This is a genomic window from Putridiphycobacter roseus, from assembly GCF_003234935.1.
Lineage (GTDB): Bacteria > Bacteroidota > Bacteroidia > Flavobacteriales_D > Crocinitomicaceae > Putridiphycobacter > Putridiphycobacter roseus.
This window is the reverse complement of record NZ_QKSB01000001.1, coordinates 684,873-700,433: the sequence shown is the minus strand read 5'-3', so window position 1 is coordinate 700,433 and position 15,561 is coordinate 684,873. Positions and strand designations below refer to the sequence as shown.

10 protein-coding genes are annotated in these 15,561 nt (G+C 34.4%); 4 read left to right on the top strand and 6 right to left on the bottom strand.

What is annotated here, in order from left to right:
* Positions 1-147: 147 nt before the first annotated feature.
* Complete coding sequence (locus DNU06_RS03030; protein ID WP_233502930.1) at positions 148-1,818, bottom strand: ABC transporter ATP-binding protein; 1,671 nt, start codon at positions 1,816-1,818, stop codon at positions 148-150.
* Positions 1,819-2,065: 247 nt separating this feature from the next.
* Between DNU06_RS03030 and rbfA the strand changes: the two genes are divergently transcribed.
* The 3 genes from rbfA to DNU06_RS03015 are packed head-to-tail and all read left to right on the top strand — an operon-like array spanning position 2,066 to position 5,660.
* Positions 2,066-2,407: a 30S ribosome-binding factor RbfA gene (rbfA, locus tag DNU06_RS03025; RefSeq protein WP_111061720.1), complete on the top strand. Its 342-nt coding sequence runs from the start codon at positions 2,066-2,068 to the stop codon at positions 2,405-2,407.
* On the top strand, positions 2,407-3,636 hold the full coding sequence (locus DNU06_RS03020) for an ABC transporter permease (RefSeq protein WP_146239133.1): 1,230 nt from the start codon (positions 2,407-2,409) through the stop codon (positions 3,634-3,636). Before rbfA ends, DNU06_RS03020 begins: the two co-directional genes overlap by 1 nt.
* The gene (locus DNU06_RS03015; RefSeq protein ID WP_111061718.1) at positions 3,633-5,660 is read left to right on the top strand and encodes a S9 family peptidase; all 2,028 of its coding nucleotides are present in this window, start codon (positions 3,633-3,635) and stop codon (positions 5,658-5,660) included. Before DNU06_RS03020 ends, DNU06_RS03015 begins: the two co-directional genes overlap by 4 nt.
* A gap of 65 nt (positions 5,661-5,725) precedes the next feature.
* Here the strand turns inward: DNU06_RS03015 and DNU06_RS03010 are convergent, their stop codons facing one another.
* From DNU06_RS03010 to DNU06_RS03000, 3 genes are all read right to left on the bottom strand, one after another.
* A complete protein-coding gene (locus DNU06_RS03010; protein WP_111061717.1) occupies positions 5,726-6,415 on the bottom strand; it encodes a type 1 glutamine amidotransferase family protein in 690 nt (229 codons plus the stop codon).
* A 74-nt stretch (positions 6,416-6,489) separates the two neighbouring features.
* Complete coding sequence (locus DNU06_RS03005; RefSeq protein WP_111061716.1) at positions 6,490-6,852, bottom strand: hypothetical protein; 363 nt, start codon at positions 6,850-6,852, stop codon at positions 6,490-6,492.
* On the bottom strand, positions 6,852-7,172 hold the full coding sequence (locus tag DNU06_RS03000) for a hypothetical protein (RefSeq protein WP_111061715.1): 321 nt from the start codon (positions 7,170-7,172) through the stop codon (positions 6,852-6,854). The genes DNU06_RS03005 and DNU06_RS03000 overlap by 1 nt, the downstream gene beginning before the upstream one ends.
* Before the next feature lie 133 nt (positions 7,173-7,305).
* On the opposite strand from DNU06_RS03000, the gene DNU06_RS02995 reads away from it, so the two are divergent.
* The gene (locus DNU06_RS02995) at positions 7,306-8,670 is read left to right on the top strand and encodes a saccharopine dehydrogenase family protein (RefSeq protein WP_111061714.1); all 1,365 of its coding nucleotides are present in this window, start codon (positions 7,306-7,308) and stop codon (positions 8,668-8,670) included.
* A gap of 345 nt (positions 8,671-9,015) precedes the next feature.
* Here the strand turns inward: DNU06_RS02995 and DNU06_RS02990 are convergent, their stop codons facing one another.
* Positions 9,016-12,147 carry a fibronectin type III domain-containing protein gene (locus tag DNU06_RS02990; protein WP_111061713.1) on the bottom strand — a complete coding sequence of 1,044 codons (3,132 nt, stop codon included), beginning with the start codon at positions 12,145-12,147 and terminating at the stop codon, positions 9,016-9,018.
* Between the two features lie 59 nt (positions 12,148-12,206).
* The gene (locus DNU06_RS02985) at positions 12,207-15,518 is read right to left on the bottom strand and encodes a CRTAC1 family protein (RefSeq protein WP_111061712.1); all 3,312 of its coding nucleotides are present in this window, start codon (positions 15,516-15,518) and stop codon (positions 12,207-12,209) included.
* Between the last annotated feature and the right edge of the window lie 43 nt (positions 15,519-15,561).

The window sequence follows — 15,561 nt, the reverse complement described above, 5'->3', positions numbered from 1 at the left end:
AAGTATTAATTTGACAGAATGTGATTAATTGATGAAATTTGTCAAGAAATTATTTCCGGAATAAAGGTGTAAACAAACAACGGACTGATTTAGAAAGTAGGTCTGAGTAAAACGACAAAAAAACAAAACACCTGTTTCCGGAATATTTTATACCAATTGCTGAATTTGACACAAGGAATAGTAATAGCCTTTTTCTGCAATTAATTGATCGTGATTGCCAGACTCCACAATTTCGCCTTGTTTTAATACAATAATTTGATCCGCATTTCTAATGGTGCTTAATCGGTGCGCAATCACCAAGGATGTTCTATTGCTCATTAAATTATCCAATGCTTTTTGTACAACTTTTTCCGACTCGGTATCTAAGGCAGAAGTGGCTTCGTCAAAAATCATGATAGGAGAGTCAGCTAGTACTGCCCTTGCAATACTTATCCTTTGCTTTTGCCCGCCAGATAACTTGTTACCTCTATCCCCAATTGTAGTGGCGTAACCATGTTCTAAATCCTTAATGAATTCATGCGCGTTAGCAATTTTTGCTGCAGCTTCAATTTCAGCTGAGGTAGCATCTGGTTTGCCAAATGAAATATTGTTTGCGATTGTATCATTAAATAAAACCGATTCTTGTGATACTATACTGATTAAGTTTCTCAATTGTGGAATAGAAATGTCTTTAATGTTAATTCCATCAATGAGAATTTCACCAGAATTGATATCATAAAAACGTGGAATAAGGTCAGAAATGGTTGATTTTCCACTTCCAGATTCACCAACTAGGGCAATGGTTTTACCTTTTTTTAGTTCGAATGAAATATTTTTTAATACCTGTGTTTCTTTGTAGGAAAAGTTTACCTTATTAAAGACAATTTCACTTTCAAAAGTAGTTTTCTCTATTGGATTTTTAGCAGGAAGAATGGTGTCTTTAATGTCTAAAACTTCGTCTATTCTTTCTAAAGAAGCTTCTGCTTTTTTAAAACTAGTTAAACCATTTGCAATACCGCTTATTGGTCTTAATAATTGGGAGAAAACAATAATAAAGCCCATAAATTGTTCCCCATTTAACGTGCCTTTATCTTCTAGTATTAAACTACCACCGTACCAAACAATACCAACCATTATTGCTGCGCCTAAAAATTCATTTAATGGAGAAGCTAAATCTTTTTTACGAAAAGCACTGGTGGTTAATTCTTGGTGTTTATTATTTTCTTTGGTAAAACGCTTTAATATCGTGTTTTCAGCTGTAAAAGCTTTAATAATTCTTACTCCTCCAATGGCTTCTTCAATGAGAGAAAGTAAAGTGCCCATTTTTTCTTGTCCCTGAACAGATGTTCTTTTCAAACTTTTTCCAATTTTTGAAATCAAAAAACCACTAATTGGCAATAGAATAAGTGAAAATAAAGTTAAAGGAACACTTACATAAAAAAGAAAGCCTAAACTAATCACGACTGCAATGGGCTCTCGGAAAATAATTTCTAATAAATAAACAACTGCAATTTCCACTTCATTTAAATCGGAGGTCATCCTGGAAAGTAAGTTTCCTTTTCGCTCATCTGTGTGGTATGCAATAGGTAAACAAATGGCCTTTTTAAATAAATTATAACGCAAATCTCTGACCACCGCCATACGCATGTATGATTGATGATATACTGCGCCGTATCGAAATAAATTTTTAAGAAAAAAAGCAATTAATACGGAGACACAAATAAACGCAAGTGCACCTATTTTACCATATTCAATAATAAATTGACCCATTTCATAATCATATTTATCACCGAAATATCCCATTATATCTTCCCTGTTTATCCAAGAAGGTGCTGGCATTTGCGTTATTTTTATTAAACCTTCTGGCTTAAAAATAAGATTCAAAAAGGGGATAAATAAAATGAGGGAAATTAAATTAAATATGACGTAGAAAAAATTACTGACGATCGTTAAATATGCCGAACGCTTTTGACTAAATGATAATTTGAATATTTGTACCAATCCTTTCACGGCGATAAAGGTAAGTAATCTATAATTATTTTAGACCTTTGAAAACCCTTCAATCTAATTTTTGTACTTTTGTACCATGAGTACACTACGCCAACAAAAAATTAATGCTGTTCTTGAGAAGGAACTAAATATTGTTTTCAGGGAAGAAAGTCGGACTTTCTGTTTAGGAGCAATGGTTACGGTTACCCAAGTAAATATCTCACCAGATATGACTTACGCAAAAGTCTTTATCAGTATTTTTGGAGGAGCGAAACCTATTGAAGAAGTATACAAGCACATTAAAGAAAATGCAGGATATATTCGGAAAATTATGGGTAATCGATTAGCAAAAGCCATGAGAAGAATTCCAGAATTTGATTATAAGATAGATAACTCCTTAGATTACGCTAGAGAGATTGATGAACTATTAAAAAAATAGTGAATACCCCTTTCTTTATAGCAATAAGGTATCTTTTTTCAAAAAAGTCTCAAAATGTCATTAACTTAATCTCTGGGATATCCATTTTCGGAATCACTATTGCTACAGCAGCAATGATTATTGTTATTTCTGCTTTTAATGGGGTAGAAGGTCTCGTAATTTCTCTTTTTAATTCGTTTGAGCCAGACTTGAAAATTGAACTTGTAGCAGGAAAAACATTTCCAGCCGCTGCAATGCCTGTGACAATAACAGAGGATGAAGAACTGGCGCTCTATTCAAAAATAATTGAAGAGACTGTAATTTTTAAAAATTACGAGCAATTTGCTTTCGGGAAAATAAAAGGGGTAGAGCCAGCATACTTAACCATGGTGAATATGCCAGAAAAATTAATGGAAAGCAATACCGGTTTTGACGGGCTTTCAATGGCAAAAGATGGCGTGAATTATGGTTTTGCGGGGTATGTTATTTTTCAGAATTTAGGAGGGTATATATATGATATACCTGGAGAATACGAGTCTCTTACAATATATGCACCTAGAAGAAATAAAAAAATTAAACGAAATAGTTCAGATGCCTTCGAAATTGCTACAATACCAATAGCAGGTGTATTTTCTTTTAACAATACTATCAATGAAAAATATGTAATTATTCCAATAACATTGGCCCAACAGATGCTTGATTATGGAGACGAAATTTCAGCATTGGAATTGCAGTACAATGACGGGGTAGATTTAGAATTGAAAAAGACCGAAATAAAAAATATATTAGGTCCAAATTTCTCGGTCAAAACTGCTTACGAACAAAATGAATTAATCTATAAAACAAGTAAAAGTGAAAAGTGGATGGTGATTGTTTTGCTGGGTTTTATTTTCTTTCTTGGAACGTTTACCATGGTAGCGTCAATTACAATGCTTATTTTAGAAAAAAAACAAAATATAAAAACTTTATATGCTTTTGGGGCGACCAGTGAACAATTGAAACGAATATTTTTCTATGAAGGTTTACTCATTAATTTTTTAGGAATCATTTTTGGTCTTACCATAGGTGTCCTGGTGCTTTTGCTCCAATTAAAGTTTGGTTTATTAAAAATGACAGGCGGAATGGTAGAAAACTTTCCAGTTGTCATTAAATTGTCCGACATATTTTTAATTTTGGGTATTACAACAGTTATTGGTATGATTACGGCATACCTTCCAAGTAGAATATTAATTAATAAAACAATAAAATGAAGAGTATAATTTTAGCGGGTCTGCTAATCGTGAGTTCATTAATAATGGCACAGAATAGAATGACACCGGAGTTATTATGGAAATTAAAAAGGGTGAGTGGTGTTGCTGTTTCTCCAGATTATAATAAGGTGCTTTTTACGCAACGTTCTTATGATTTGCGATTGAATTCAGGTAGAAATGAATTGATTGTGCTTGATTTGGTTTCAAAGAAAATGAGTAAGATTACTGGTATCGATCCTAATTTTTCCAATGCTACTTGGCGGCCAGATGGTGAAAAGATTTGTTTCAAACAATCCGATAAAAATGGCATAAATATCTATGAAGTCAATGTAGACGGAACGGACCTTAGGAGATTGTCAAGTATCGGTAGTAGAATGCAAGAATTTAAGTATTCTCCAGATGGAAAAAGGATTATGTTTACCCAAGAAGTTAAATTAGATAAGTTTCATTCTACCGAATTGGCAATAGACTTGGCAGCTTCTAATGCAAAAGTATACGACGACTTAATGTATCGACATTGGTCAAGCTATGAAGATGGCTTGTACAATCATATTTTGTTTTCAGTGGTGGACAATGGACTTTTAGCAGGTACAGGAATTGATATCATGCCTTATGAAAAATTTGATACACCAAGTAAACCATTTAGTGGGTTAGAACAGGCTTGTTTCTCTCCTGATGGTAGTAAAATTACGTATTCTACTAAAAAGTTACGTGGTAAAGCATATGCGGTAAGTACTAATTCTGATATATATACCTACGACGTTTCTACTCAAAAAACAAGTAATATATCGGAAGGAATGATGGGGTACGACACTGCGCCGACTTATTCTAAAGATGGGAAATATTTAGCTTGGTTAAGTATGACGACAAATGGTTTCGAATCGGATAAAAATGACATTGTAGTTTATGATATGGAAACAAAAACAAGGACTAATTTAACCGCGCAAATTGACTTAACTGTTTCCGATATTATTTGGGGAGAAGATAATAAGAAAATTTATTTTAGAGCTGCTATTGAAGCGACCTACCAATTCTTTGAATTGGATGTAAAAACAAAGACGCACCGTCAAATAACCAAAGGAGACCATAATTATACTTCTATTGCTTTTGCAGGTAAACAATTAATTGGCGGAAAGCAATCTATGAATCATCCAACGGATGTGTATGCAGTGGATATTGCTTCGGGAAAAGAAACCCAATTAACAGACGTGAATAAAGAAATTTATGATACTTTAAGTATAGGGAATATAGAAAAACGTTGGGTTAAAACTTCAGATGGTAAACAACAATTAGTTTGGATAATCTATCCACCTGATTTCGATAAAAATAAAAAATATCCTGCACTTTTATATTGTCAAGGCGGACCACAAAGTGCCGTTTCGCAATTTTTCTCTTACCGTTGGAATTTTCAATTAATGGCAGCTAATGATTATATTATTATTGCGCCTAATAGAAGAGGTCTTCCTGGGTTCGGACAAGAATGGAATGATGCTATTTCACAAGATTGGGGTGGACAGGCTATCAATGATTATATTTCGGCAGTAGATGAACTTAAAAAAGAGCCTTTTATAGATGAGAAAAGAATTGGAGCAGTAGGGGCAAGTTACGGCGGTTACTCTGTTTATTATCTTGCCGGAATGCATGAAAATAGGTTTGCTTGTTTTATAGCGCACGCCGGATTATTTAATTTAGAAAGCTGGTACGGTACTACAGAAGAGTTATTTTTTGCCAACCACGATATTGGAGGCCCTTATTATGGCGAACAATTTCTAGAAAGTTATGTAAGACATTCACCAAATAGAAATGTACACAAATGGGATACACCAATGCTTATATTTCAAGGCGAAAAAGATTATCGAGTTCCTGTTGGACAAGGACTGGAAGCTTTTCAAGCTTTGCAGGTAAATTATATCCCGAGTAAATTAATTTTATTTCCAGAAGAAAATCATTGGATTTTATCACCACAGAACGGGGTGTTTTGGCACCGTCAATATTATGCCTGGTTAGGTAAATACCTCAAATAATAAAAGATTGAAATGAAGGGGTGGTCTTGTAAAAAGACCACTTTTTTTTGGTCTAATAAAATTAGTTATTTACTAATCTTCATGTCCTTTAACCTAATCACACTTTTTACAAAGTACGTGAATATCGGATGCGGAATATCTTCGGTTGAATTCATTTGAGGACAGAACATGGTAAACATAAAGAAGTGTAAATCCTTTGCTTTTAAAATTTCTGGATCAAAATATTGATTTCTCGCGCTAATTTCAAAAGTTTCTCCTAAAATATCTGAATATTGTGGAAGAATAGAATACCTAGAGGAGCTAAATTCGATTGCACCACGATTGATGTAAATTTTCGCACATTCATCCGAAAGCTTGGTTAAATTTACTTGGGTGAAGTGGTTACCATCTACTAAATTATCAGAAATAATTTTATCGCCAACTTTATCATACCCCAAATCTGAAAAATGGGTTTGCACTAAAATTTTAAAAATCTCCCCAGTACCTAATACAGGTATATTTAAGGCTTTAAGATCTGCTAATATAGTGTTAAAATAAAATGGTTTTTGAAAGGGACCAGGAGCAATTAAAACGCCATCATAACTTTCTATTGTAGACTGTGGGAATTCACAAAATTCATGTTCCGTAAACCAAAAAAAATTAATGGGTTGGTCCAATATGTTTTCTACATGTTGTAATGCTTTATTGGTTGCATTATGAGAATGATAAGCAAAATTATAATCTCCAATTATGACAATACGAATAGCGTTTTCCATTAAAAATATTTATTCGCTCACTAAGTTAATAAAAAAATGAGGAATATGTATAAATACAGTTTATTTAAACCTGTTTAAGAGACTTGTTTAAAAACGGTTTGCACTACTTTAATGTCTAAATGTTGAATGGGTAAATACTTTTCTTTAAGGATACTAGAAACAGTTCCGTTTAATTGTTTTACTTGGTTAAACATATGGTGAATGTGTTTGGGGATATGAATAAACCCTAGGTGAAATGATTTAAAAGTTACTTTAAACCTAATTTCTCCTATATATAAGGTTTCATCTAGTGTTAAGTCAACCACCGTTCCTTCTTGTATGTGATGGTAAACATAAATCATGTCGTAATGTAGTAACTTGGTCACTTTAAAATTATGGTGGATGTTTAAGGGACTAGTTTTTTTGTTAAATATAGCATGGTATACAGAAGTTATCATTATGCGCCGATTTGAGTGTAAGTGTTCATGAATTGAAAATTATGGATGGCATGCTGTTGTTTATTTTCAAAATTAAATTCAATTAATTCCGTGCCGTCTTCTAAATAGTGAGATTCTATAAAATCTTCACCAAATTCATATCCTTGACAATTTAATTTGGCCAACAAACGATTTAAGTCTGTTTGGGATATCATTAGTTTTGTACGGATGTTTTTATTTTTGTACTTTAAGGTACAGTTGATTTCTGCTTCATAATCACCGTTTTCATATACAATGGATTGAATGCTTATTTCCTCATAAATTTTAACTATGTTGCTCATCTTGTTTTGTTTTAATTGTTTTAACAATACAAGTATATTCTTATAGAACGTATTCTATTTACGTTGTAAAATTATGTTAAATAATTTACCGAATTATCAAAAATAAGTTAGATTTACAACAAAATTAAACAACATGAAAAACATCCTTGTTATCGGAGCCGGTTTGTCTGCCTCATCAATGATTAGATACTTTATAAATCATGCTGAAAAAGAGAATTGGATGATCAAGGTCGTGGATCGTGATGGTGCTTTGGCTGTAAAAAAATGTGACGGAAGCCCTTTTGCCGAAGGAATAGCATTAGATGCTTTAAATGCAGCGGCGCGAAGACCTTTTATGGAATGGGCGGATATTGTGGTTTCCATGTTACCAGCACGTTTTCATATTGAAATTGCAAAAGATTGTATCCAGCTTAAAAAGAATTTAGTCACTCCTTCTTATATATCTGAAGAAATGCAGGCTTTACATCAAGATGCAATAGATGCCGGTATAGTGATTATGAATGAAATAGGAGTAGATCCTGGTATCGATCATATGAGTGCTAAACAGATTTTAGATAAAGTGGAAACTTTAGGCGGTAAAATGCATATTTTTGAATCTTTTACTGGCGGTTTGGTTGCGCCTGAGTCTGATAATAATCCATGGAATTATAAATTGACTTGGAATCCCAGAAATGTGGTTTTAGCAGGACAAGGTGGTGCTGCAAAATTTATTCAAGAAGGACAGTATAAGTATATTCCTTATCACAAATTATTTAGAAGAACAGAAATAATTGACATACCAGGTTATGGTAAGTTTGAAGGTTATGCCAATCGAGATTCTTTAAAGTACCGTGATATTTATAGTTTGCAAGATATTCCAACTATCTATAGAGGAACTTTTCGAAGAAAAGGTTTTTCAAAGGCTTGGGATGTTTTTGTTCAATTGGGTGCTACAGATGATACCTATGTTTTAGAAGGAAGTAAAAACATGACTAAACGTGATTTTATTAATGCTTTTTTACCTTATAATCCAAATGATTCTGTGGAGTTAAAATTGCGTCATGCACTTAAGATTGACCAAGACGATACCATTTGGGAAAAACTAGTTTGGTTGGGTATCTTTAAATCGGATAAAGTAGATATTCAAGAAGATGTTACTCCTGCAGTTTTTCTACAAAAAATAATAGAAGAAATGTGGCAGTTAGATGCTGGGGATAAGGATATGATTGTAATGTGGCATAAATTTGTATATGATTTAGGCGAGGAGTGTCACGAGATTAACGCTTCCATGGTAGTTATCGGGGAAGATCAAGTCCATACAGCCATGAGTAAAACTGTAGGCTTGCCGGTGGCCATTTGTACTAAATTGATTTTAAATAAAAGTATTAATATTACAGGAGTACAATTACCGATTCAGAGTAACGTATACACACCTATATTGGAAGAATTGGCGACTTTGGGGATTCAGTTCAAGGAAAAGGAAATAATTCCACCTGTGCTCTATAATACCTCTTTTTAATTCTCTATCACTTTTTTCTTTTAGCTTTTTTTGTTCAGCATAGTCCTGTCTTTGTTTGGGGAATGTATGCTGTATTTTTAATCAAGTAATGGCTTTCCTATAGTATACGTGTCTATTTAAGCTGTAAATTAAATGTTATTTATCAACCATTGCAGGTTTTAATGATGTACTGGCGGAAGGCGAACTCCTACTGTACTGCATTTTTTTTGCTTTGTAGATATTTCAGGCCATGCCCACAATCCTATTTTTGCTGTATGGCAATAGAGTATGAGGATTAATTTATTGGACATAAAAAAAGGCTGTTTCAATTGAAACAGCCTTTAATATTTGTATTAGTAATTGTTATTAGTTTTTAACAACTCTTACTTTTTGGTTATTCATTTCTGAAGTCAATTCAACAACATATACACCTGCATCTAAAGCAGACATATCGATTGTTTTATTACCATTGTTGTTAGAAACGTTAGATGAGATAACAAGTTTACCTTGCGCATCAAATACGTTAATAACAGCATTTCCTTCAACTACTAAGTTGTTAATAGTTAAAACATCATTTACTGGATTTGGATAAACTTCTAAGTTATTAACAGAAGCGTTATCATCTAATCCTAAACAGTTGTCAGTTAAAGTAACAGTTACTACTGCAGTATCTGCTGGACAAGAACCGTCACCAGAAACAATATAGTAGAAGTTATAAGAACCGTATTGTTTTCCGTATGCATGGAAGATACCATTAGATACATTTACTTGGTCATTAACATCACTCCAAGTACCACCCATTTGAGCTTGACCATTTAAGTGGTTAATTAACACAACGTCATCTGTATTACAAGTAGTAAATGCACCATCCATACCTGCTTCTGGAGCAAATGAAGTAGTGATCGTTGTTGAAATAGTATCAGATCCACATGATGTAGCAATAACATAATCAAAAGGATAAACTGATGATCCTGCTGGTAATGAAACTACACTGTTACTACCATTTACTTGGAAACCTGCATTCAATGCACTTGGATTGTACCATGTACCTGAAGTAGAAGTATAACCATCAATTGCATCAAACAAATCAAATGCTTCACCATTACCACAAATAGAAATTGGTGTTGCAGTTCCTGCACTTGGCGTAGGAATATCTGTTACAGAGATTCCAAATCCACCAGGACCTGAACCAATTGTTCCAGAAGTGTTAGAAAAGTTATCAAGCATTACATAGTAATATTGACCAGGATTTAAATCACAAGATAATATTTTAGAACCCTTAGTTGCTGGTCTATATGTGTTAGTAGACCAAGTGTTTGCACCTAAATTGTTATAAGTAGCAAAGTTTGAACATAATCCAACGGTATATAAAGCGATTTCTGTTGATGTATTAAATGCTTGTGTTACACTGTTTACTGTAGAAATCTCAACTTTTCCTGAAGCAGGAGCTTTAAATTTAAACCAAACTGTGTTTTGCATAGGATAAGCAGTTGCTGAACCATACCAGTTATCACCGTAAGCATAAGCCCAAGGTGGAGAAACTGCACTTTCAGTAGAAGTCGCACCTAAATTAGTATGAACATTTACGTTACCATCAACTAACAATTCAATTGCATCACAAGGTAAATCATTTGTTAATGTAGTAGTGAATTCAAAAGGTCCTACCCAAACAGATGAACCATCTGGAGCACCACAATTAGCTCTTACATAAAATTCGTAAGGAGCTGAAACAGTTAAGCCAGTTGCATAGTAATCAGAATTACCTGAAACAGTAGCAGATCCAGATCCAGAACCAATTGTAAATCCAGCAGTACCCCATTCAACATCCCATGATGTTTCAGAAGCACCTGGTTGCCAATCTAAAGTTGCAGACGTAAATGAAACATTAGCAACACTTAAGTTAGAAGGTGAAGGACATGAAGCTAAAGTAGTAAAGCAATAAGGTCCAGCCCATGCAGATGTCAAATCTGGAGTAGCACCACAATTAGCTTTAACATAGTAGCAATATTCCGTTGCAACAGATAGTCCAGTTAAAATAGCATTATTAGATAATAAAGTATTATTTGTTCCAGTACCTAATGTAAATCCTGGAGCACCCCATTCTAATGTCCATTCTGTAGTAGAACCATCAATGTTCCAGCTTATATCAGCAGAATTAATAGTTATATTACTTACACCTAAACCAGTTGGAGTAGGACAGAATATATCCGTTGTGAAAGCGTAAGGTCCAACCCAGTCAGATAATGAATCTGGTGTAGAACCACATGCAGCTCGTACATAATAATCATAATCCGTACCTGGTGATAACCCGGTTAATAAAAATGGATTATTTGTAGGTGCAGATACAATAGGTAAGGCTTGTGCTGAATTAATTAAAAAACCTTGTGGTCCGTATTGTACATCCCATGCAGTTTCAGTTCCACCAGCAGTCCAACTTAAATTATAGTCAAAAGCAGTTACACCTGGAGCAGCACTTAAGTTACTTGGTTCTGGACAAACACAATCCGTTGAAAATTCAACTGGTCCAACCCATGCAGAATATAACGTAGGTGTGAAGTTTGTACAAACAGCTCTTACATACCAATGGTAATCTTGACAAGAAGCTAAATTTAATGCATTGAACGCAGATGATGAAGGAGACCCATTGTAAAGCATTCCTATATCATTAAGTGGCGTACCAATTGGTCCGTATTGTAAGTCCCATGCATTTTCCGTTGCGCCTAAATCCCAGTCCAAAATAGCTGAAGAACTCGTTGGGCTAGTTGTTAAGTTAGTAGGCGCTGGACACAATGGTTGTGTTGTAAAAGTAATTGGTCCTACGAAACATCCTGTTCCTGCAATAGCAATATAGAAATCATAAGTCGTATTTGGTAGTAAACCACCAAGTATCGTATACGGTCCACCAATAGAATCTTCAGTAAACGTAGTCCCTGATCCTAAATTGAATCCAGAAGGTCCGTATTGAATATCCCATGCTGCTTCCGTTCCATTTGGAGACCATGAAAGAATTGCACCATTGGTTTGCGTGTTACTAGCAACACCAGTTACACCACCAGAAACTTGATAGTCCATAGTCCAATCAAACGGAGCACTATTGTTTATCCAACTATCATCCCATTCAATGTAATAGGTTGTTCCACCTACTACAGATAATGTTGTGTTAGCTGCATAAATTACAGAACCAGGACTTGTGTATTCACAAGTTAAACCTGTTGCACAATCACCAGAATAAACTGATAAACGTATTCCTGCACTTGGATTTTGCGGTAATCCGTTGTCAATAGATAAATCTCCATCACAAACAGGAGTAAATTTGTACCAATCGGCATCTGTACCGCCGTTGAAACAAACATTAGAGTTACCACCACCTGATGATGGTCCGTCAGCAGAATGGAGTCCTGAAGTAACACTAACTGCAGTTGCACAAGTTTCCCCTTGAGCGAATGCGGTTATTGAACCAAAAAACACCATGCTGAAAATAAAGTAAATTTTCTTCATAATTAATTTTTTATAAATAGTATGTGTCAAAAGTAGGAAATATTTTTTAAGGAAGCAAATTATTTTAAAAAGCTAAACCATTCAAGGAGGTAATTATTAGATGCACTGATGATTACCTCTTTGTTTCCTACTTTAATTTGGGTTAAATCTTTACAATCTGTACCAATAAACAGGCCAGATTGTCTTGGGTTAAGGCTTTCAAATTGCCCTTTTCCATCCCCTAATAAAACATTCCCTCTCCCGGCATCATAACGTATTGTCTCCACTTCTGCGGCATAATTATTACCTGCCGCAAGGATATCTAAATGCTTGTCGTTGTTCAAATCAAGGACTAAAAATTTATTTATTGGTGAGAATTGGATCTCTACGGGTAAATCCATTACTTTAAACTGGTTTGCGGTTTGTAATAATATAACCGAAGAAAACGTGGTGGCAGAATAATGCAATGCTTCTTTTAAATTTTCTGCACCATATAGCTTTTCTATATCTGCTTCTGCAAAGTCCGCATACTTCGGAAACTTTTTTGAAATAAAAGGCATTTGGTCTGTACTACATTGTTTTCCTCTTACAGGGTAACACACATTGTTTTGGTATTTACCTAGTACAATATCATAAGTACCCGATTTATCAAAGTCATGACAATATATTTCTAATGGGTATTCTTTACTAGGATGAAATTTATTATTCCATCCTAAATTTCCAGCAATGTAATCCATTTTACCATCCTCGTTAAAATCTCCTTTTTCTATGGAATACCACCATCCAACTTCTTTTTCTGTTCCTTTTTGAGCAGTAACATTCGTAAATACGCCTTCTTTATTTTCGTAAAATGAAATAGGCATCCATTCGCCGACACAAATTAAATCTGGATCACCGTCTTGGTCAAAGTCATCAAATAAGGCGTCGGTAATCAAACCAGGTCCCATTATGTCTTGAGAGTTTGCTGTGATGTCTTTAAAAACGCCTTTATCATTTAATAATAGATAACTCCTAGGCGCGAAAGGGTAGTACCCTGGTGTTTGTCTTCCGCCAAGAAATAAATCTAAATCTCCATCATTGTCTAAATCTACTTGCGCTATACTTTGGCCTGATGTTATCATTTCTGGTAAACGATCGTTAGTTTCATTGGTGAAATTACCTTGGCCATCATTGATATATAATTGGTCAAATAGGGAAGGGGAGTTGAAATCAAATTCATTACCGCCACTCACTACATATAAATCTTGATCGCCATCTAAATCAACATCAATGAATAAAGATTCCATTTCTTCACGGTCTTTTTGTTTTTCCCAAGGACCCTTTTTTAAATTAAAGTCTCCGTCGGGACTTTGAATGTATAATTTGCCTGCAAAAAATCTAGAACCAGATAAGTAGAAATCCTCTAAGCCGTCTCCGTTTGCATCTCCTTTAGAAATAAAAGGTCCTAATTGAGACATTTTATTTGGTAATAAAACTTCTTGAATAAAGTCATCTACAAATTTTTCTTGATGGATAATTAGTGGTTTTTCAGCAGTAATATTTTCGAATAAAGGTTGGTTAGTCTCTGTGTATTTTTCTTTTGTGAATTTACTGCTTTCATAGTGGACAACAAGTTTTTGATTCGCTTTTACATTGGTCAATTTTGTGATTTGCTGATCAGGCCATATTATCTCTACAAATTCTATATCTTCTGCTGCACCTAATCCAAAATGTAATACGTTTTCAACAGAAGAAATATAACCTCTGGTAGTTCTTAGCTCCTGAAATTGAATTCCTGCTTTGGTTTTTAGGGTTACTTTTGCTCCTAAACAATTTCTGTTTCCGTTCTTATTGTTCAGTTGAATACGGATATAGTGATTGTTTGAATTTAATTTGTTTTCTAGAATAAAAGACTGTTCTTCCATGTTGTTTAAAACCAAATCAACATCTCCATCATTGTCAAAATCTCCAAAGGCTGTCCCGTTTGTATTGACAGGGAAATTAACGCCCCATTCTTTCATCTTTTTATCAAAATGCAGCTTGCCGTTGTTATGGTAAATGTAGTTTTGAATTTTTGTGGCAGGCATTAAGTCTAATTTTTCAGTTACACTTAAGTCCGGATTCTTTCGACTGTTAGATCGGTTGTAATCATTGTCTCTTGAGTCTCTTTTGTAACCGTTTGAAATAAATAAGTCTTTTAGTCCGTCATTATCAAAATCAATAAATAATGGTGCCCAACTCCAATCTGTTTTAGAAACGCCAGCTAGTTGTGCTATGTCAGAAAAAGTACCGTTTCCATTGTTTAACTGTAAAGCATTAAACATGAATTGATAATGGAACCCAACAGAAACTACGCCCCAGAATTTTTCTGTACTCATACCGCTCATGTTTTTTTTAGACCTCACATGATCTTCACTGGCCATGTCTAAAGATAAAATGTCCATTAGTCCATCATTGTTGAAATCTGAAGCATCATTCCCCATAGAGTAATTAGACATGTGTTTTAATTTTGTTAAACTCTGGTCTGTAAAAGTACCGTCTCCATTATTTACATAAAAATAATCAGGAGCCATATAATCATTGGATATGTATAGGTCGTCAAAACCATCCGCATTAAAATCCGCTACTGCAATTCCAAGACCATAAGAATGATTTGATACGCCAGCTTGTTTAGTGATGTCTATAAAATGTCCATCCACGTTTTCGAGTAAAACATCTGAGTCCGGACTTCCAGCTTTAATTAATTGGTTGATGGTGGCCACAGTTTCTTTAGAGTCATCTGCCGCTTGATTTGGATGGTTCATTACATATAAGTCTAAATCACCATCATTATCAAAATCGAAAAACGCTGCCTGCGTTGACATTCTTTTAATGTCTACCCCTAATTCTTCTGCTTTTTCAGTAAAGGTGTTATCTTGGTTGTTAATGTATAGTAAGTTGCTGAGCTTATCTGGGTTATTATTTAGGCCCGATCTACATACATAGATGTCTAGCCAGCCATCTGCATTTACATCTACCATGTTTACGCCAGTATGCCAGCCGTCAACAGCTGAGTTTCCTATTGCTGTAGAGGTAATGTCTTCAAATTGCATATTACCTTTGTTTAGGTATAGCTTGTCGGAAACCTCATTTCCAGTGAAATAAATATCGGCTAATCCGTCGTTATTGATGTCACCTACAGCTACACCTCCGCCATTATACATGTATTCAAAGTTGAAAAAATTAAAGGTGTCGTTTTCTGCAATGGTGTTGCTGAATTTAATCCCTGAATGATCACTAGCGACTTTTTCAAAGCTTAAGACGGTTTTTGAAATTTCAGTTTTATCCTGTTCCTGATGGTTTTTCTTGTCTTTTTTGTCTCCACAGGAAGTAATTAAAAATACAATGGATAAAATGTAAAAGGTCTTCTTCATATAATAATAGTTAACAAACGAACAGATAAATCTACAAAAAATC